The sequence below is a fragment of the Erysipelatoclostridium sp. MSK.23.31 genome, assembly GCF_019125875.1.
Classification (GTDB): domain Bacteria; phylum Bacillota_I; class Bacilli_A; order Erysipelotrichales; family Coprobacillaceae; genus Thomasclavelia; species Thomasclavelia ramosa.
Genome location: NZ_JAHOCB010000021.1, coordinates 12,736 through 30,774, shown reverse-complemented (window position 1 = coordinate 30,774; position 18,039 = coordinate 12,736). Strand labels below are relative to the sequence as shown.

The following is an 18,039-nucleotide window of genomic DNA, read 5'->3' as shown; positions in this document are numbered from 1 at the left end:
TTATTTACTATACCTTTTTTTATTGACTACGTCAACATTTTTTTCTAAAAGAATTTTTTCTTTTTCAAAATTAACATTTCAATAATTACAACTAAAATACTTGCTCCAATAACAATAATATAACCATAAGGATTATTTAACTCTGGCATATTTTTAAAATTCATTCCATACCATCCTGTGATAATCGATAACGGGAAGAAAATAGTTGTTGCAACTGTTAAAACAGTCATAATTTTATTTTGGTGGGTATCAATTTTATTTTGATACATTTCCTTTATTTGCAAAGAATAATCTTTTAAAGCATTTAACTGGTTATCCAAACGATCAATCCTACGTGCCTGCATGCTGAATAAATGACATTCATAATCATTTAAGAAATCTGATTCATTATCACTTAAAATATCGATCATATCCCCCAACTGATTATAATAGGAATTTAAAATTAATAGTTCTTTACGCAGCAAGATTATCTCATTATTTATTTGACTATTGAAATTAAAAGCTATTTTGTCTTCGATGACCTGTAAACGATCAGCATATTCTTGTAAATACATTCCATCATCAACAGTTATTAAGAAAATCAAATCATGAAAAAATTTGTTCAAACTTAGACGATTATTAGTATATGTATCTTTCATTTTTTCAATAAGTTTCATCACATAATCGTTATCATCAATAAAAATCATTTTTTGTTCTGTTAAATAAAAACTAAAACAATGTTTTATTTTTAAATCCTTTTTGTCAGGTATAACAAACGCTCCGCAAATCACATCGTAAAATAATTCTACTTTACAGTACATAATATCCCCAATATGCCTAATCACATGGTTTGCATGATTTTCCTTTTGATACTGGTTTATGAAATCTTCTTTACTAAGAATATCAATAACTAAGCTTCCTTCTTTATAACTATTTGTAATTTCTTTTTCTAAATAATACCGCATTATCTCACCTACCCGGATAAATTATAGCACATTAAGTCAACTTAGTTGAACGTTAACCATAAATATGATAACCTATTAAGCGAAAGCGAGGTAATACATATGCAAGAAACTGTATTATTATACAATATTGATAAAACTGATGCTGGTAAAGCAATTATTTCAATTCTTGAAAAACTGAATGTTGAAGTAATCATTGTTAAATCAAGTGATTTAATGAGCCCGATTGGGTATATTTTAGGTGCTGATAATTTTGAACGTGGAACTGAAGCATTAACAGAGATTCCACAAGATGACATGATGGTTATGGCTGGTTTTGAAGATAAACAAGTTGATTTGCTATTACAAATTTTTAAAGAAGCAAACATTCCTTTCATTCCGTTAAAGGCAATTGTAACTCAAACAAATGTAAATTGGACATTTATGCAATTATTGAAAAATGTTAAAACTGAATATATGGAATTAACTGGAATGAATAAAGATATGATCAACTAGATTATTTGTCTTGTTAGCAGTATCTATATCAGCGTTATAATATTTTAATTATTATTAAAGAGATTATTTGATTCTTAGAAGATTAAGTTTAATCTTCTTTTATTTTGTTAAAAATAAAAGTGGAGGTAACTTATATATGGAAACAAAAACCAAAACAAATTTATTAAGAGCTTTTGCTGGTGAATGTCAAGCTCGAATGCGTTATGAAATGGCTGCTAAAGTCGCAGGTAAGAATGGAATGGCTATTTTACAAGATATGCTTTATTTTACTGCAAATCAAGAGAAAGAGCATGCGATAGTTTTTTACAATTATCTTAAAGATGTTTTTAAAGATGCTAATGTTTCAATGGAGGCTAATTATCCTGTTGATCTAGATCAGGATTTAAGTTCGTTATTAGAACAAGCAGCACAACACGAATACGATGAAGCAACATCTATCTACAAGCAATTTGGTGATGAAGCTAAAGAAGAAGGTTATGTTGAAATTGCAACAACTTTTTACATGATTTGTGAGATTGAACACTATCACCATGAACGTTTTAAAAAATATCATAATTTATTAACCAGTGGTAAATTATTTAATGACCAGTCTACTGTAAAATGGATGTGTATGAACTGTGGTTTTATTTATGAAGGTACTGATGCACTAACGATCTGCCCAGTTTGTAAACACCCACAAGGTTATAGTCTACGTCTTGATGAATCTCAATTTCATTTATAAACTAGTAAAAGCAATCCTCTTGAAAGGATTGCTTTTTAAGTTAATTTTTTAACTTGTCTAAACTATTTAATATTAATTATAAAAAGTCTATAATTAAAATATAGTCCAAAAAAGGAGTTTAATTCAAATGAGAATACTAAGTTTTAAAGGCGGAATCCATCCCCATGATAATAAAAGTCTTTCCGCCAATCATCCAATCAAACTATTAAATCCTGGAGATGAACTGATTTATCCATTATCACAGCATATTGGTGCTCCAGCTAAAGCTATCGTTGCTAAAGGTGATCATGTTTTAGTTGGCCAAATTATTGCTAATGGAAACGGTATGATTTCTGCCAATGTTGCTAGTTCTGTCTCTGGAACCGTTAAAACAATTGATTTACGACTTGCCCCTACTGGTTTTTTTGTTGATTGTATCGTTATTACTAACGATCACCAATATCAAAGTATTCCAGAATACAACACAACAAATGATTATCATAATTATAGCAGTATGCAAATTCGTGAACTTATCGCTCACGCAGGAATTGTTGGTTTAGGTGGCGCCGGCTTCCCCAGCGCAATAAAAAATACCCCTAAAGATGATGACTCAATTAAATATGTAATTATCAACGGTGCAGAATGTGAGCCCTATTTAACTTCTGACTATCGTTTAATGCTAGAAGAAACAGATAAATTAATCGCTGGCATCAAAATTCAATTACAGTTATTTAAAAATGCCAAAGCAATTATTGCTATTGAAGATAATAAGCCAGAAGCATTAGCTCATTTAAAAAAAGTCGTTGTAGATGAAGATAAAATTGAAATAGCAGCCTTACCAACAAAATACCCTCAAGGAAGTGAACGCGTATTGATTAAAGTATTAACTAATCAAACAATTGTAAATGGGATGTTGCCAGCTGATGTTGGCTGTATTGTCAGCAATGTTGCATCTATTATTGCTATCTATGAGGCCGTTGCCTTAAATATTCCACTAATTGAAAAGATTGTAACGGTAACTGGTGATGCAATCTTTCAACCACAAAATTTTAAGGTTCGCCTAGGAACTAAATATCAGACCCTTGTTGACGCTTGTGGAGGTTTTAAAGTACATCCTCAAAAAATCATTTCTGGTGGTCCCATGATGGGTACTGCTTTATTTAATTTAGATGTACCAGTTTCTAAAACTTCTTCTGCTTTAGTTTGCCTAAGTGAAGATGAAGTATCTAAAACCGCTCCAACTGCGTGCATTCACTGCGGCCGATGCGTCGATGTTTGCCCTATCGGTCTTATTCCACAATTACTATACCGTTATGCCAGAACAGGCGATAAAGAAAACTTTTTAAAGGTTCACGGCAACGATTGTATGGAGTGCGGCTGCTGTACCTTCACATGTCCTGCAAAGCGAAACATGACACAATCATTTAAAAAAATAAAAAAAGCAATTAATGACGATCGCAAGAAAGGAGCAAAATAATGGATAATTTATTTAATGTGTCTACTGCTCCCCATATTCGTAGTTCAATTACAACTAAAAATATTATGTATGACGTAATCATTTCTTTATTACCAGCAACTTTTTTTGGAATTTATCAATTTGGATTTAATGCGTTTCTTGTTATTACAACTGCTATTATTACAGCTGTTCTAAGTGAATATTTGTATCAACGATTGATGAAGCTGCCAATCACGATTAAAGACGGCTCCGCAGCCATCACAGGCTTATTATTAGCGTTATGCCTATCAAGCTCATTGCCATTGTGGATGGTTGCTTTGGGAAGTATATTCGCAGTTATAATTGTTAAGCAACTTTTTGGTGGACTTGGTCAGAACTTTATGAATCCTGCTTTAGCAGCTCGATGTTTTTTATTAATTTCATTTGCCGGAAAAATGAACAGCTTTGTTAGCATCGACGCAAGTACTAGTGCTACTCCGCTGGCAATGATACAAAATGGACAAAATGTCAATCTTCTCAAAATGTTTATAGGAAATACTAGTGGTACGATTGGTGAAACATCAGTAATTGCTCTGCTTTTAGGCGCTATCTACCTAATTTATCGAAAAGTAATTAGTCCTAAAATACCGTTGTGTATCCTATTTTCATTTTCTTTAATCATTTTGATCAATAATAACTTTAACAGTCTATTTTTATTACAACAAATTTGTGGTGGCGGTTTAATGATTGGGGCATTTTTCATGGCTACTGACTATGTGACAAGTCCGATTACTCCAACCGGTAAAATTATTTATGGACTGGTTATTGGAATATTAGCTGCTGTTTTTAGGCTCTATGGTAATACTCCTGAGGGAATGTCATTTGCTATTATCATTACTAATTTACTTGTCCCTTTGATTGAAAAAGTAACAGTGCCTAAAATAAAAGGTAGTGGAGGTAAAGCATAATGAAAAAAAATCTTCTAAAAGATATTCTCGTTTTTGTTGTAATTACAGTTGCTGCTAGTTTATCTCTAGCTATGGTTAATTCTATTACCAAAGACCCAATTGCTAGACAAAATGAAAAAATCATACAAGATTCTTATCGAAGTGTTTTTAAAGAAGGTCAAAATTTTGATAATAATAAACAAATAAATCAACTTGTTAAAAATTTTCCTAATGTTATAAAAGACAAAAAATATAACTTTGGTGAAAATGGCATTGTGATAGACGACGTTTTAGTCGTTACAAATGATAAAAAAGAATTAATAGGACATGTTGTCAAAGTCACTACTGAAGATGGTTATGGCGGTGATATCACATTAGTTGTTGGAATTGATACTAATGATGAAATTACGGGAATTGAAGTCCTCTCAATTGATGAGACGGTTGGATTAGGAATGAATGCTAAAAATGATAATTTTAAAAATCAATATTATCATAAATCAGTAACTGATTTTAAAATCACCAAAACTGGTAAGCAAAATGAAGATGAAATTGATGCTCTAAGCGGAGCTACAATTACTTCATCAGCTTTTAACAATGCTATTAACGGAGCCTTAGCAATCAACCAGGAAATCAAGGAGGCTAATCATGAATAAATATGTTGAACGTCTTTATAATGGAATCATAAAAGAAAATCCAACTTTGATTTTAATGTTAGGAATGTGTCCTACTCTTGCAGTAACAACTTCTTCTGTCAATGGATTAGGAATGGGCTTAACAACGATGATTGTCCTTGCCGTATCAAATTTTATGATTTCGTTCTTACGAAAAATAATCCCTGAAAGAATGCGAATTCCTTCTTATATCGTAATTGTCGCTTCAATGGTAACAATTGTCCAATTACTATTACAAGCATATTTGCCTTCATTATATGATACATTAGGGATCTATATTCCTCTAATTGTGGTTAATTGTATCATTTTAGGACGAGCTGAAGCTTACGCTTCAAAACATAGTTGCGTTTTATCGTTATTTGATGGTGTTGGTATGGGGCTAGGTTTTACGCTTGCACTGACTTGTATTGGTTTAATTAGAGAAATGTTGGGCAGTGGTACTTTTTTTGGAATTGAGTTTGCGCCACTTTTTAAAGATTTAGTTGGCACTAATATTTATAGCTTTTTTGCTCATCTTGAACCTGTAACTATCTTTGTAATGGCACCTGGCGCTTTCTTTGTTTTAGCTGGTCTAACGGCTATTCAAAACCGTTTAAAACTGCCAAGTGCAACTAATAAAAACAAAGATGGTAATTGTAATCATGATTGTCTTCATTGTCGTAGCAGTGATGAAAAGGCACTTTGTGATTTAAAGGAGGAAAAATAAATGACGGGAATGATTTTATTATTAATTAGTGTCGCTTTAGTAAATAATGTTGTCTTAAGTCAATTCTTAGGTCTATGTCCTTTTTTAGGAGTATCAAAAAAAATTGAAACAGCAGCAGGAATGGGTGGTGCTGTCATCTTTGTAATGTCTATTGCTTCAATTGCAACAAGTTTAGTTTACAAAATACTAGTACTCTTCCATTTAGAATATTTAAACACTGTTACCTTCATCTTAGTTATTGCTGCTTTGGTGCAGCTAGTTGAAATGTTCTTAAAAAAATATAGCTCTGGCTTATATAGTTCTTTGGGAGTATATCTTCCTCTTATCACAACTAACTGTGCCGTTTTAGGAGTTGCTATCACAAATGTTCAAAATAATTATGATATTTTGACAAGTCTTGTTTGTAGTTTTGGAACAGCTGTTGGATTTACGATTGCCATCGTTATTATGGCTGGGATACGTGAAAAAATCGCTGATAATGATATTCCTGTTTCATTCCAAGGTTCCCCCATTGTACTAATCACAGCAGGACTGATGGCAATTGCATTCATTGGCTTTTCAGGTCTAATATAAGGAGGAGAATATAAGATGAATGAAATTATAATTGCGGCCATTATTGTAGGTGCAATCGGTTTACTTATTGGTATTCTTCTGACAATTGCTAGTGAAAAATTTGCCATTACTGTTAATGAAAAAGAAATTCAAATTCGTGAAGAACTTCCTGGAAATAATTGTGGGGGGTGTGGCTATCCCGGATGTGACGGGCTAGCCAAAGCAATTGTTGCTGGTGAAGCAAAGATCAATCAATGTCCTGTTGGAGGAAAAAGTGTAGCTGACGCCATTGCAATGATCATGGGAGTAGAAAGTGAAGGAACAATGCGAATGACAGCATTTGTTCGTTGCGGTGGTACTTGCGAAAATGCAACGATTCAGTACTTATATCACGGTATCAAAGACTGTAATAACGCAGCCATCGTCCCTGGTGGTGGAGATAAACAATGTAGTCACGGCTGCATGGGATACGGCAGTTGTGTCAGAGAATGTGAATATAATGCCATTTCAATTATTGATGGGGTTGCCGTTATCAATCCAGACTTGTGCCAAGCATGTGGTAAATGTCTTAGAGTCTGTCCAAATAATGTAATTACTTTGATTCCATATCAAAAACAGGCAGTAGTAAAATGTAATTCAAATGAACCAGCTCTCCGAGCTCGTAAAAATTGCGCTGTTAGTTGTATTGGCTGTGGTATATGTGCTCGTAATTGTCCTAATAATGCAATTATTATTGAAAACTCTTTAGCACGGATTGATTATACTAAATGTACAAATTGTGGACTTTGCAAAGAAAAATGTCCTCGAAAATGCATTATAACTGCTTAAAATTATATTAATCAAATGAAAAAGGTGACTTTGTGTAGTGAACTTCATTGTATCAAAAAATCACCTTTTTTACTTATCACTTTTCACTTATCATAAAATTACTAATTAATCTACTCTATACTTCATTCTTTTATTATACTTATTTTCCTCTATTAATAAATATGTTCAGTACAGTAATTCTAATTATCATCTCATAAACTACTTTAATTTTTCTCTTGACTTGAAGTAAACTTCAAGATGTATGATATTATCACCTATAAAAAGTATTTTTTATAGTATCTAGTTATATGGGAGGTAAATATGTTTTTAGAAAAAATAGACGATACAAACGATCTTAAAAAATTGAATAGAAAAGAATTAAAAGAACTTGCTAACGAAGTTAGAGCAGCATTGATTAATAAGATTAGTAAAGCCGGCGGACATAGTGGTCCCAATTTAGGGATGGTAGAAATGACAGTAGCTTTACATTATGTTTTTGATTCACCAAATGATAAATTCGTTTTTGATGTTTCCCATCAGTCTTATCCACACAAAATATTGACTGGCAGAAAAGAGGCATTTCTAGATGAAGAACATTTCCATGACGTAACAGGATATACCAACCCACTTGAAAGTGAACATGACATGTTTACAATTGGTCACACTTCTACATCTGTATCACTTGCTCTTGGGTTAGCAATTGGAAGAGATTTGAATAAAAAAGCCGAAAATATTATCGCTATTATTGGCGATGGTTCTTTATCAGGTGGAGAAGCACTAGAAGCTATCGATTATGCAGGCGAATATAATAAAAACTTGATCATTATCGTTAATGACAATGATCAAAGTATTGCCGAAAATCATGGCGGTATTTATCAAACGCTTAAAGAATTACGAGACACTAACGGAACAAGTAATAACAATATATTTACATCATTTGGTCTTGATTATAAATACTTAGATGATGGGCATGATATCGAAAAATTAATTGAATTATTTGAAAGTGTTAAAAATATCGATCACCCTATCGTATTGCATATCCATACAATCAAGGGAAAAGGATTACCATATGCAGAGGTAAACAAGGAAGCTTGGCATGCTGGTGGTCCATTTAATGTTGCTGATGGAACATATAAATTTGTTGATGAAGATGATCAAACCCTATTCAATAGCTTGACTAACTTATTAAATGCAAATAAAAAGGCTGTTGTTGTAAATGCCGGTACACCGATGGGGCTAGGATTCATCGAACCTGTAAGAAAAGAATATGTCGAACGTGGACAATTTATTGATGTTGGCATTGCTGAAGAAAATGCTATGGCAATGATTAGCGGGATTGCTAAAAATGGCGGAATACCTGTCTTTGGAACTTTTGCTCCTTTTTTACAACGTACATATGATCAGCTATCTCACGATTTATGTCTGAACAATAATCCAGCAACAATTCTTGTTCTATCCGCTGGAGTCTATGGGATGAATTCAAATACTCATATAGCTTTATGTGATATTGCAATGTTTGCACATATTCCAAATTTAATCTATTTAGCGCCGACAACTAAAGAAGAGTATTTACAAATGTTTAAATATGCAACTACCCAAAAAGATCATCCAATTGCAATCAGAGTCCCAGTACAAATGATTGAAAGTGGTCAAGAAGACACAACTGATTACTCTATCCATAATAAATCTCAAATTGTTCAACAAGGTAATGATATTGCTATTATCGGAGTAAGTAATCTGCTTCCATTAGCCTTAAAAACAGCTCAAAAATACAAAGAGGATACCGGTAAAAATATCACTGTAATAAATCCAAAATTTCTAACAGGTTTAGATGAAGAATTACTAAATGACTTGACTAATAATCATCGTCTTATTATTACTTTAGAAGATGGTGAATTAGAAGGTGGATATGGGCACAGAATAAGCAGTTTCTACGGTATGACAGAGATGAAAGTCAAGAATTATGGTATCTCCAAGGCCTTTCATACTGATTTTAATGCTGATGAATTATTAGCTCAACATGGTATATCCGTTGATCAATTAGTGACTTATATGAAAAATAGCTAAAAACTATATATTATTGTTTTATATATAATTCTCATTAGTATACAATAAAATTAATAATGTATTTAAAAAAGGCTGTAACGTCTAAAGTGAACTGCAACCTGTCAAGTAGACAATTGAAAAAATATAAAATTTTTCCTGCCGGTAGATTATCTACTGGCAGTTTTTATGCGATTTGCAAATAAATTTTATGTTTTTCGATTCTAATATAATAATGGAATTCTGTTACATCTGTGAGCCGTTTCTCATTTAGTGCATCGGTAGTAAACTCTCGATTAAGTAAATTTTTAGCTATATATTGAGGATTTACAGCCTGTCCTGTACATCCATTAGTAGAGTATTTAATAGTTGATTTGATATTAAGTAGTACGTAGTACTCGTTTATCATTAACATCAATGTCATGATAACATTCTAGATCATCTCTAATTCTTCATTATCCTCTATCTGGTGACTCTGTATGGAGCTTTTCAATCTCATCAGTAATCCGTCTGTTTTTTTGTTCGTTTTCAGAGCTTTCTCTGTACAACCTCCAAATGCAGTTTTTCTTCCTTTTGTCATAATAGTGTGTTCTCCTATTTCAGATGATTTTAACTCTTCATGATTATTATCCTTCTTTATCCAGAGTTGTAACTTCAATCTTTGACAAATTCCGTATTTTTTACAAATATCATCCAAGGAACCACGACCATCTAAATAATCTAAAACAGCTTGCTGACACCAAACATAGATACAATTCGATTTCGGCTTTCTTTTCCATCTAGATACAAATTTACAGCATATACCTTATCCTCAATGGATATTTTTCTTTTAGACATAAAATATGCTTCCTCCTAAGTGACAAGTTTTTATTATTTCACTTGTCTCCCCAGAAAGAAGCATATCAATTTTAATGCGTTACAGTCTCTTTTATTTATAACTATTTCATTACAATATTTATGTCTACTCGAAAATGTTGATTTTACGCTGTTTTTCGCTATCTATCTTCTGATTTACTCCATTTTTACTCCAATTTTAAGCCAATATTTTCAGTTCGACTACTTCTTCTTTTTTCTTTTCTTCTGAAACGTGCGTGTATAAATCGGTTGTCATTGCCAACGTGGAGTGACCTAAGAGTTTCTGCACTACCTGTTGGTCTACTCCATTTTCATAGCACCTTGTAGCGTATGTATGTCGTAGAGTGTGACAGGTAAATAGTTCAAATATCTTCGGCTCTCTCTTTTCTTCCTTTGCCAGTTCAATCTCTATTACATTGATTTTTGCCACATAGTCTTTGATTGCACTATTGACGTTGTAATAGTAAACTGGCGAACCGTCTGAACAAGTAAATACCAAATTTTGAAATTCTTTGTGTTGTTTCCATATTGAGCGTTTCCACATCTTCTGTTCTGTCTGCTTTATCTTCTGATTTTGCAAAATCTCATATACTTCATCTGTCATAGGAATAACACGATTGCTTGATATGGTTTTGGCAGTTGTGTAGAAAAACTTTGAACCCTCGACGGGACTAGAAGCCTTTGAATAATGAATTGTCTTATTGATTGTAATTTCTCTTTTTTCAAAGTCACAATCTTCCCATTTCAGCCCAAGCACTTCTCCAATCCGACAACCTGTTGTCACAGCAAATTTCAAAACATTGATGTGTATGTAGGAAGAAGCAAATGTAAAGAATTTTTCCTGTTCCTCTCTTGTTAATACACGCCTTTCCTTTTTCACTTCTTTTGGCATTTCCACACCGATACATGGATTTTTTCTAATATATTCACTCAATACTGCTTTATCAAACATATCACTCAGCATAAATCTGATGTTCGACACCGTTCCATGTGCAAGACCGCTATCTATCAATTCATTTATGAATTTTTGAACATGATATGTTTTAATGTCCTGCAAATACATCTTTCCGATAGAGTTCTTCACTCTTGCGTTATAGTAACTGTGATTTTTATATATCGTAGTCATTTTAACTGTTTTCTTCTTATACAACTCCGTCCACGTTACATACCATGCGTTTAAAGTGATACTTTCGCCGTTGCCATTCAAACCATGTTCATCTTCATAAACCGCTTCTCGCAACTTCCGTTTTAATTCATTCAGTTTAAAATCATAAAGCGTTTTACGTTTTCCTGTTTTGCTTGTAAATCTTGCAATATAGCGTCCATCTGCTCTCTGTGAAATTCCCTTACCGAGTTCTTTTCCTTTTAAATCTTTACCCATACCAACTTTCCTTTCTTCTACTAAAAGAAATATGGTAAAGTAAATATTTCAATTTTCATTATATCCACACCCCATTTTCTTTTCAAGCCCTTTTGCATTGATATTCCAGCCATTCATCAAGTAATTTCTTATTTGCATACAACCGATTACCAATGCGTACTGTAAATCTATTTTTCGGATTGTTCAACAGTTCTCTTGCCTTTGTTTTCCCAATCCCCATATACTCACAAAATTCATTTATATTTAGTAATGCTTTATCGATACGATTACCCCCTTTCGCCTAATTTTCTTGCTTTTATGTAATCATCATACAACTGCTTCTGTGTGATATTCATTTCTCCATTTTTTACAAGATTACCGATATAATCTCTCTGCTCTATCTTCCCAACCTCTGCAAACAGTTTCAAAGACGGGGCAACATACTTTTCTAACCACTCCCACACCTTTTGCAAACTTTTCTTCTGTGGCTGTATGGTAAGTTTCACCTTGCCTATATCTTTCATCAGTTCCGCCCACGCTTGATAGGTTGGATAAAGCCTTTTTCGTGTTGTCGTGCTGTCTGTCGGCTTTTCTAAAAATCGTATTTTGCTGTTTAATACTTCCATTGCCAGTCCTGCCACATCTCTATATCTCAATAATGCCTGTACTACACTTACCGCCATTTCCTGCCGAAATCTCAACTCATATCTATTCCAATTTTCGTCTAATTCTGTTCCATACTTTTTATTCTGTTCATATCCCTTTTCATAAAATACCAATCTCAAATTACTGGCTGAACTGCCGAGATAAAGACTACCACCTTTACTCTGAAACACTTCTTCTTTCAGTTCCCCCGAGTCGTGAAAATCTATCTCCCTTAGTTTTGTGGAAAGCAATCCCTCTTTTGTCCGTACAATCAAATCGGGAATACTCAAATAAGGTTTTCTATCATCTATCGCCAAATCAATCCGAGGAAAGTTGATGTGATACTGACAAACTCTGTTTAAGAAATCAAACCATGTTTCCTCATTGAGTTGTAAAAAATTTTCATAGTTGCGACAACCTTTCCCACTCATTAAAATCTGAAAGCCTTGATACTGTGCATTTCCTGTTGGTTTTAGTACCTTGATATTATCAAAGATTGCCACAACCTCATGTCCTGCAATTCCTTTTTCATAGCCTGTCACCGTCATAAGTTCCAACGGTATTCTCAGTACATCTTCTATAACTGCTTCTAACGGAACTTCCTTAATGGTTACCTGACACCAATCTATCAAAGCACTTAATTCTTCTTTCTGTCGTATTACTCCCCTGTTAGTGTAGGGGAGTTCTGGAAGAAAACTTCCGCTTCTTTCTTCCAAATTTCACATACCTCCTATCTGCAATGGCGTTGCCATTGCCCTGCCCTCAACCTGCCGTTTAATACGTCAGAATGAGGGCAGGAACTTTGACCACCTACATATTTTTATTCGGAACAGGACGGATACCTTTACAGGTAATCTTTTCCACTAATACCGGAAAGTTTCCTCTCTGCACATAAGGGGCATATACTGGTTCTTCGAGTTCTACCACCGCATAAGGCTCAATCTTCGGAAGTTCCGTTGCTTCTAAGCGAATATCCACGCTGTTCCCAATTTTCATGCTTCCGAGATGAAGTTTTAAAGCTTCCACTTCCTCTGTTTTCTTCTTGCTGTCTTTGTCATAGCGGTAACAGTTGTCCGCACCCATAAAACGAAGTTCTCCAAAGGCTTCTTTTACCTGTTCTTTCGTCAATGTAATCTGCATACTCGTTCCTTTCTCCCCGTTGAACCGATAGGTCAGTTTCTCATATTTTCATTTTCCTATTACGACGCCGTTTTTCTGTTCAGTTATTTCTGAACTCATTTGTATGTTAGCATAAATATGTTCATTTCGCAACAGAAAGTTTAGTTTTTTATGAACTTTTTGTTTTCTTTTTTCTGAACTTATGATATAGTGTCCTTAGACGATATGATATGAGAAGTTATAACGAGATATGGAAAGAGAGGTTTTCAGATGAATACAATCGCAGAACGGATTAAATTTGCCATGAAAGCAAAAAATAAAAAACAAGTGGATATAGTCAAAGATACTGGTATCAGCAAAGGAGCGTTCAGTTCCTATCTTTCGGGACAATACAATCCAAAAGCCGATAAAATGGAACTAATTGCCGACTCCTTAGATGTAGACTTGCGGTGGCTTTACGGAGAAAATGTACCTATGGAACATACAAGTAAGAATAACAATGCCCTGCAATATGTCTTTTATAACAACTCCTGCTCCGAGTATCTTCTTGATAATTTAGACGATATCTATATTGCCATGATGACCCAATATGCCGCCCTTATTCCACGCTTTTATGTTCTTGTCAATCGTGCTGGAAATGCAATGCACCTATTACCTTTATTTTTGAAAGAAGATAGTTCCGAGTTCTACGAATGTCCGTCTGATTTCTTCTATTCCGACAGGCATACTATTTTTACAAGAGATTTTGAAAGTATTCACATGGTATTAACAACCGCCACGATTTACTATTACGGAATTGATACAAAAACTTATGAACCGAAAGTTACCAAACTTGCCTACTCACAGACTGACGATTGCTTTTATATTGACAATGAAGTACATGATTGTCATATCAAAGCATTTGAAAAAGAAGTGGTAAAAGAAGCACTTTACTTAAAACACAACGCCCAGTAACAGACAAGAGGACTTGCAAGGTTTCTGACCTTTCAAGTCCTCTGCTGTATCATGGTTCTGTTGGCTGTGTCCGTTCCGTCAAGGACTGCCCTACGGCGTATCGGCTACGCCTTGTTCCTTGACCTCACTACATTTCTCTCAACTTTTTAGAAACTATGAAATTACAAAGAAATGCTACCGCTACAATAATAAAGCAAATGATTGTACACCATACAGGTACTCTCATATCTAATTGCACTCGTAACAAAATCGTGATTGCTAAAAATACAGCTCCCACAATTTGTATAAAGTCTTATATCTTTTTTTGAAGTGTCTGTAAATGCTTCTTGTCTTTTATTCTTTCAGATTTCCATATTCCATAATTTACTTGCATATCATTTACATCTTCATCTGATATAAGTTCATCCATACTTACATCTAGTTCTAATGCCAGTTTTTTTGCCGTAATCAAATCTGGACATCTTGAACCATTTTCCCAACGACAAACTGTCTGCCTTGAAACATATAACTTATCTGCCAGTTGTTGCTGAGTGAGATTTTTTTCTTCTCTGAATTTTTTGATGTTATCATTTAATGCCATACTCCATACCTCTCTTTCATTCACATCATATAACGATAGAACCCAAAATAAAAGTACCAGTATGTATTTCCTTTGTTTCCATTTTGGTAACATCTGTTTATTCCAAGTTTTCTACACCATAATACCGATATATCGCTGAACCAATGTATTTTGTAACCCCTTTTCCGTACTGTTTATCTGTGGCTTCTTCCAACTGAGAATGATTCAAATAATCTTTAGCCATTTCTAATAATAATACTCTTGCATTATCCATTTTAAAAAGATTTTTACAACTTTTCCCCAATCTTTTTACTGCTTTCATTGACATATCTTTCATCGTAAACCGTTACGCTACTAAAGAGTCAAGATGTTTTTTCTATTTTATCACAAATTCAATAAAACTGCCCCTAATTTTACAAATAAGAAATGACGCAGATAATGTTTCCACTACCTACGCCATTTCTCATTACATCTTTGAAATATTTACTCCATTTTCTTTCAATCTTTACTCCAATTTTACTCCATTTTAAAAATCTGTTACGATATTTTACGGTATTCTATGATACCTTTCCCTTGAAGAAAAATGTCTGCAAGCCTTGATTTTAAGCGAACTTTTCAATATTCCCAAGCACTTTATTCTGTTGTGAGATTTTCTCTCAAATTATTTCATTACAATATTGACAATTTTATTTTTTACAACAATCACTTTTACAATATTTTTACCCTCAGTATGAGCTTTAACATTTTCTTGTTCAAACGCAATTTCCTTCACAGCTTCATCATCAGTATCTTTAGTCACTTGAATCTTGGCTCTAAGTTTCCCGTTAACTTGAACACCCATTTCAACTGTCTCGCTCACTAACATATTTTCATCATATGTTGGCCAAGTTTCATATGCAATCGAACTATCATGTCCCAACATTTGCCACATTTCTTCACAAATATGAGGAGCAATGCAAGAAAGCATTTTGATAAAATTAAATGCATACTCTTTATATACTGTCTCTGCTTTATAGCATTCATTAATGAAGATCATCATTTGTGAAATAGCAGTATTAAATCCTAATGTTTCAAAATCATCTGTAACCTTTTTAACTGTTTGATGATATACACGGTCAAGACTATGATCATTTTCATCACTTAATTTATCTTGTTCGATAAATAAACGATATACCCGATCTAACCATTTACGTGAACCGTCTAATCCATTTGTTGACCAAGGAAGAGCAGCTTCCAATGGTCCCATAAACATCTCATATAATCTTAATGAATCTGCACCATGAGAAGCAACAATATCATCAGGATTAACAACATTACCACGTGATTTAGACATTTTTTCATTATTATCTCCAAGAATCATTCCTTGATGGAATAATCTTTGCCATGGCTCTTTACATTTCACTACTCCAGCATCATACAATACTTTATGCCAAAAACGAGAATATAGTAAGTGTAATACAGCATGCTCAGCACCACCTACATACAAATCAACAGGCAACCACTTTTCTAACAATTTAGGATCACAAATAACTTCACTATTATGTGGATCAATATAGCGAATATAGTACCAGCAAGATCCTGCCCATTGAGGCATTGTATTAGTTTCACGACGACCTTTTTGACCATCAATCTCTACTTCCAACCAATCTTCACAGTTAGCTAATGGTGATTCACCACTATCATGGGGTTGAAAATTCTTAGTAGCTGGCAATTCTAATGGTAATTCTTCAACCGGAACGGTTCTCATTGTTCCATCTTCCATATGTACGATTGGAATTGGCTCACCCCAATAACGTTGACGAGAAAATAACCAGTCTCTTAACTTATAAGAAATTTTCTTTTCTCCACACTTATGCTCTTCTAACCAGGCAATCATCTTATCAATCGCTTCTTGTTTTCCTAGTCCATCTAACCATTGAGAATTAATATGTAATCCATCTTCAGTATAAGCGGCTTCTTCAATATTTCCGCCTTCTAAAACAGGTATGATCTCAATTCCAAACTTTTTAGCAAATTCCCAATCGCGATCATCATGTGCTGGTACTGCCATAATTGCACCAGTTCCATAACTTGCTAGTACATAATCAGAAATCCAGATAGGAATTTTCTTACCATTAACAGGATTAATTGCATACGCTCCTGTAAAAACACCTGTTTTATCTTTGTTTAGTTCAGTTCTTTCTAAATCTGATTTACTTACACAACTTTCTTTATAAGCTTCAATAGCTTCTTTTTGTTCCAATGTAGTGATTTCAGCTACATATGGATGCTCAGGTGCCATAACACAATAAGTTGCACCAAATAAAGTGTCGCAACGAGTTGTAAAGACTGTAAATATTTTATCTGTTCCATCAATCCTAAAATCAACATTAGCTCCAACTGATTTTCCAATCCAATTTCGCTGCATTTGTTTTGTTGCTTCAGGCCAATCAAGATCATCTAAATCTTCAAGCAATCTTTCAGCATATTCAGTAATTTTTAAAACCCATTGCCGCATCGGCTTACGGATAACCGGATATCCCCCACGTTCACTTTTTCCATCAATAACTTCTTCATTTGCTAAAACAGCTTTAAGTTCTGGACACCAGTTTACAGGAATTTCATCTACATAAGCAAGACCGGCATCATAAAGTTTTGTAAAAATCCATTGTGTCCATTTATAATATTCAGGATCACTAGTTGCGATTTCTCTATCCCAATCATATGAGAAACCTAAAGATTTAATTTGTCCCTTAAATACCTCAATATTCTTTTTAGTAAATTCAGCTGGATGATGTCCTGTTTGAATAGCAAACTGCTCTGCAGGAAGTCCAAATGAATCAAATCCCATTGGATGTAAAACATTGTATCCTTGCATTCTTTTCATTCTTGAAACAATATCTGTTGCAGTATACCCTTCTGGATGCCCTACATGTAAACCATTCCCTGACGGATATGGAAACATATCCACACAATAATATTTTGGTTTACTATCATCGTAGCAGTCTGTTTTAAATGTTTTATGCTCATCCCAATATTTTTGCCATTTCGGCTCGATTTGTTTGTGATCAAACGGCATTTTATAATTCCTCCTTAAAATAAAAAAATCATCCTATCTAAGGACGACTTTTAATCGCGTTACCACCTTAGTTCCAAGTCTAAAAGACCTAGCCCTCAAAACTTTAACGCAGTTAACGACAACGACTACTTAATTCCCCGCTGCATCTCCTAGGTGAGTTCATAACCCGTTTTATCAGTTTCCACCAGCCAC

The 18,039-nt window shown here is 33.9% G+C and carries 18 protein-coding genes, 1 pseudogene and 1 other annotated feature (1 of these 20 only partly in view); of the genes and pseudogenes, 10 read left to right on the top strand and 9 right to left on the bottom strand.

The features are described from left to right. Positions 1 to 44 precede the first annotated feature (44 nt). Positions 45 to 944 (bottom strand): magnesium transporter CorA family protein, encoded by a 900-nt coding sequence (locus KSU54_RS10405; RefSeq protein WP_003538078.1) that lies wholly within the window; start codon positions 942 to 944, stop codon positions 45 to 47. A gap of 99 nt (positions 945 to 1,043) precedes the next feature. On the opposite strand from KSU54_RS10405, the gene KSU54_RS10400 reads away from it, so the two are divergent. From KSU54_RS10400 to KSU54_RS10360, 9 genes are all read left to right on the top strand, one after another. Beyond that, the gene (locus KSU54_RS10400; RefSeq protein WP_008791879.1) at positions 1,044 to 1,436 is read left to right on the top strand and encodes a DUF3783 domain-containing protein; all 393 of its coding nucleotides are present in this window, start codon (positions 1,044 to 1,046) and stop codon (positions 1,434 to 1,436) included. 136 nt (positions 1,437 to 1,572) lie between these two features. After that, positions 1,573 to 2,157, top strand: a complete 585-nt coding sequence (gene rbr, locus KSU54_RS10395; protein WP_003538076.1) for a rubrerythrin — start codon at positions 1,573 to 1,575, stop codon at positions 2,155 to 2,157. A gap of 127 nt (positions 2,158 to 2,284) precedes the next feature. Next, positions 2,285 to 3,613: an electron transport complex subunit RsxC gene (gene rsxC / locus KSU54_RS10390; protein ID WP_009009052.1), complete on the top strand. Its 1,329-nt coding sequence runs from the start codon at positions 2,285 to 2,287 to the stop codon at positions 3,611 to 3,613. Further along, positions 3,613 to 4,539, top strand: a complete 927-nt coding sequence (locus KSU54_RS10385; RefSeq protein WP_039883975.1) for an RnfABCDGE type electron transport complex subunit D — start codon at positions 3,613 to 3,615, stop codon at positions 4,537 to 4,539. Before rsxC ends, KSU54_RS10385 begins: the two co-directional genes overlap by 1 nt. Next, a complete protein-coding gene (locus KSU54_RS10380) occupies positions 4,539 to 5,171 on the top strand; it encodes an RnfABCDGE type electron transport complex subunit G (RefSeq protein WP_008791883.1) in 633 nt (210 codons plus the stop codon). The genes KSU54_RS10385 and KSU54_RS10380 overlap by 1 nt, the downstream gene beginning before the upstream one ends. Then, positions 5,164 to 5,895, top strand: a complete 732-nt coding sequence (gene rsxE, locus KSU54_RS10375; RefSeq protein ID WP_117792655.1) for an electron transport complex subunit RsxE — start codon at positions 5,164 to 5,166, stop codon at positions 5,893 to 5,895. The genes KSU54_RS10380 and rsxE overlap by 8 nt, the downstream gene beginning before the upstream one ends. Continuing rightward, positions 5,896 to 6,468 (top strand): electron transport complex protein RnfA, encoded by a 573-nt coding sequence (locus KSU54_RS10370; RefSeq protein ID WP_003538070.1) that lies wholly within the window; start codon positions 5,896 to 5,898, stop codon positions 6,466 to 6,468. A 15-nt stretch (positions 6,469 to 6,483) separates the two neighbouring features. Further along, on the top strand, positions 6,484 to 7,275 hold the full coding sequence (locus tag KSU54_RS10365) for an RnfABCDGE type electron transport complex subunit B (protein WP_117792653.1): 792 nt from the start codon (positions 6,484 to 6,486) through the stop codon (positions 7,273 to 7,275). A 300-nt stretch (positions 7,276 to 7,575) separates the two neighbouring features. After that, positions 7,576 to 9,321 carry a 1-deoxy-D-xylulose-5-phosphate synthase gene (locus tag KSU54_RS10360; protein WP_117792651.1) on the top strand — a complete coding sequence of 582 codons (1,746 nt, stop codon included), beginning with the start codon at positions 7,576 to 7,578 and terminating at the stop codon, positions 9,319 to 9,321. A gap of 409 nt (positions 9,322 to 9,730) precedes the next feature. Here the strand turns inward: KSU54_RS10360 and KSU54_RS10355 are convergent, their stop codons facing one another. The 5 genes and pseudogenes from KSU54_RS10355 to KSU54_RS10335 form a co-directional block, all read right to left on the bottom strand. Beyond that, positions 9,731 to 9,994, bottom strand: a complete 264-nt coding sequence (locus KSU54_RS10355; protein WP_117792649.1) for a hypothetical protein — start codon at positions 9,992 to 9,994, stop codon at positions 9,731 to 9,733. Between the two features lie 336 nt (positions 9,995 to 10,330). After that, a complete protein-coding gene (locus tag KSU54_RS10350; RefSeq protein ID WP_117540254.1) occupies positions 10,331 to 11,533 on the bottom strand; it encodes a tyrosine-type recombinase/integrase in 1,203 nt (400 codons plus the stop codon). 163 nt (positions 11,534 to 11,696) lie between these two features. Further along, a pseudogene (locus tag KSU54_RS18875) lies at positions 11,697 to 11,753 on the bottom strand (hypothetical protein); the annotation flags it as partial. Positions 11,754 to 11,799: 46 nt separating this feature from the next. After that, positions 11,800 to 12,873: a replication initiation factor domain-containing protein gene (locus KSU54_RS10340; protein WP_217746612.1), complete on the bottom strand. Its 1,074-nt coding sequence runs from the start codon at positions 12,871 to 12,873 to the stop codon at positions 11,800 to 11,802. 94 nt (positions 12,874 to 12,967) lie between these two features. Continuing rightward, on the bottom strand, positions 12,968 to 13,297 hold the full coding sequence (locus KSU54_RS10335) for a hypothetical protein (RefSeq protein ID WP_055175863.1): 330 nt from the start codon (positions 13,295 to 13,297) through the stop codon (positions 12,968 to 12,970). 249 nt (positions 13,298 to 13,546) lie between these two features. Here KSU54_RS10335 and KSU54_RS10330 point away from each other — a divergent pair, with 249 nt between their 5' ends. Beyond that, the gene (locus KSU54_RS10330) at positions 13,547 to 14,230 is read left to right on the top strand and encodes a helix-turn-helix domain-containing protein (RefSeq protein ID WP_117890088.1); all 684 of its coding nucleotides are present in this window, start codon (positions 13,547 to 13,549) and stop codon (positions 14,228 to 14,230) included. Between the two features lie 292 nt (positions 14,231 to 14,522). Here the strand turns inward: KSU54_RS10330 and KSU54_RS10325 are convergent, their stop codons facing one another. The 3 genes from KSU54_RS10325 to leuS form a co-directional block, all read right to left on the bottom strand. Further along, positions 14,523 to 14,810: a helix-turn-helix transcriptional regulator gene (locus KSU54_RS10325; RefSeq protein ID WP_217751461.1), complete on the bottom strand. Its 288-nt coding sequence runs from the start codon at positions 14,808 to 14,810 to the stop codon at positions 14,523 to 14,525. A gap of 97 nt (positions 14,811 to 14,907) precedes the next feature. Further along, positions 14,908 to 15,117 carry a hypothetical protein gene (locus KSU54_RS10320; RefSeq protein WP_202985939.1) on the bottom strand — a complete coding sequence of 70 codons (210 nt, stop codon included), beginning with the start codon at positions 15,115 to 15,117 and terminating at the stop codon, positions 14,908 to 14,910. Between the two features lie 333 nt (positions 15,118 to 15,450). After that, positions 15,451 to 17,847, bottom strand: coding sequence for a leucine--tRNA ligase (gene leuS / locus KSU54_RS10315; protein WP_217746611.1), 2,397 nt, complete (start codon positions 17,845 to 17,847; stop codon positions 15,451 to 15,453). 36 nt (positions 17,848 to 17,883) lie between these two features. Then, positions 17,884 to 18,039: a binding site (T-box leader), on the bottom strand (it continues 52 nt past the right edge of the window).

What these genes read in the sequence shown, in the direction of transcription:
- leuS (WP_217746611.1), bottom strand. Translation starts at nt 17,847, where the DNA reads ATGCCGTTTGATCACAAACAAATCGAGCCGAAATGGCAAAAATATTGG.
- KSU54_RS10320 (WP_202985939.1), bottom strand. Translation starts at nt 15,117, where the DNA reads ATGTCAATGAAAGCAGTAAAAAGATTGGGGAAAAGTTGTAAAAATCTT.
- rbr (WP_003538076.1), top strand. Translation starts at nt 1,573, where the DNA reads ATGGAAACAAAAACCAAAACAAATTTATTAAGAGCTTTTGCTGGTGAA.
- KSU54_RS10330 (WP_117890088.1), top strand. Translation starts at nt 13,547, where the DNA reads ATGAATACAATCGCAGAACGGATTAAATTTGCCATGAAAGCAAAAAAT.
- KSU54_RS10370 (WP_003538070.1), top strand. Translation starts at nt 5,896, where the DNA reads ATGACGGGAATGATTTTATTATTAATTAGTGTCGCTTTAGTAAATAAT.
- rsxE (WP_117792655.1), top strand. Translation starts at nt 5,164, where the DNA reads ATGAATAAATATGTTGAACGTCTTTATAATGGAATCATAAAAGAAAAT.
- rsxC (WP_009009052.1), top strand. Translation starts at nt 2,285, where the DNA reads ATGAGAATACTAAGTTTTAAAGGCGGAATCCATCCCCATGATAATAAA.
- KSU54_RS10335 (WP_055175863.1), bottom strand. Translation starts at nt 13,297, where the DNA reads ATGCAGATTACATTGACGAAAGAACAGGTAAAAGAAGCCTTTGGAGAA.
- KSU54_RS10365 (WP_117792653.1), top strand. Translation starts at nt 6,484, where the DNA reads ATGAATGAAATTATAATTGCGGCCATTATTGTAGGTGCAATCGGTTTA.
- KSU54_RS10350 (WP_117540254.1), bottom strand. Translation starts at nt 11,533, where the DNA reads ATGGGTAAAGATTTAAAAGGAAAAGAACTCGGTAAGGGAATTTCACAG.
- KSU54_RS10385 (WP_039883975.1), top strand. Translation starts at nt 3,613, where the DNA reads ATGGATAATTTATTTAATGTGTCTACTGCTCCCCATATTCGTAGTTCA.
- KSU54_RS10325 (WP_217751461.1), bottom strand. Translation starts at nt 14,810, where the DNA reads ATGGCATTAAATGATAACATCAAAAAATTCAGAGAAGAAAAAAATCTC.
- KSU54_RS10405 (WP_003538078.1), bottom strand. Translation starts at nt 944, where the DNA reads ATGCGGTATTATTTAGAAAAAGAAATTACAAATAGTTATAAAGAAGGA.
- KSU54_RS10380 (WP_008791883.1), top strand. Translation starts at nt 4,539, where the DNA reads ATGAAAAAAAATCTTCTAAAAGATATTCTCGTTTTTGTTGTAATTACA.
- KSU54_RS10400 (WP_008791879.1), top strand. Translation starts at nt 1,044, where the DNA reads ATGCAAGAAACTGTATTATTATACAATATTGATAAAACTGATGCTGGT.
- KSU54_RS10360 (WP_117792651.1), top strand. Translation starts at nt 7,576, where the DNA reads ATGTTTTTAGAAAAAATAGACGATACAAACGATCTTAAAAAATTGAAT.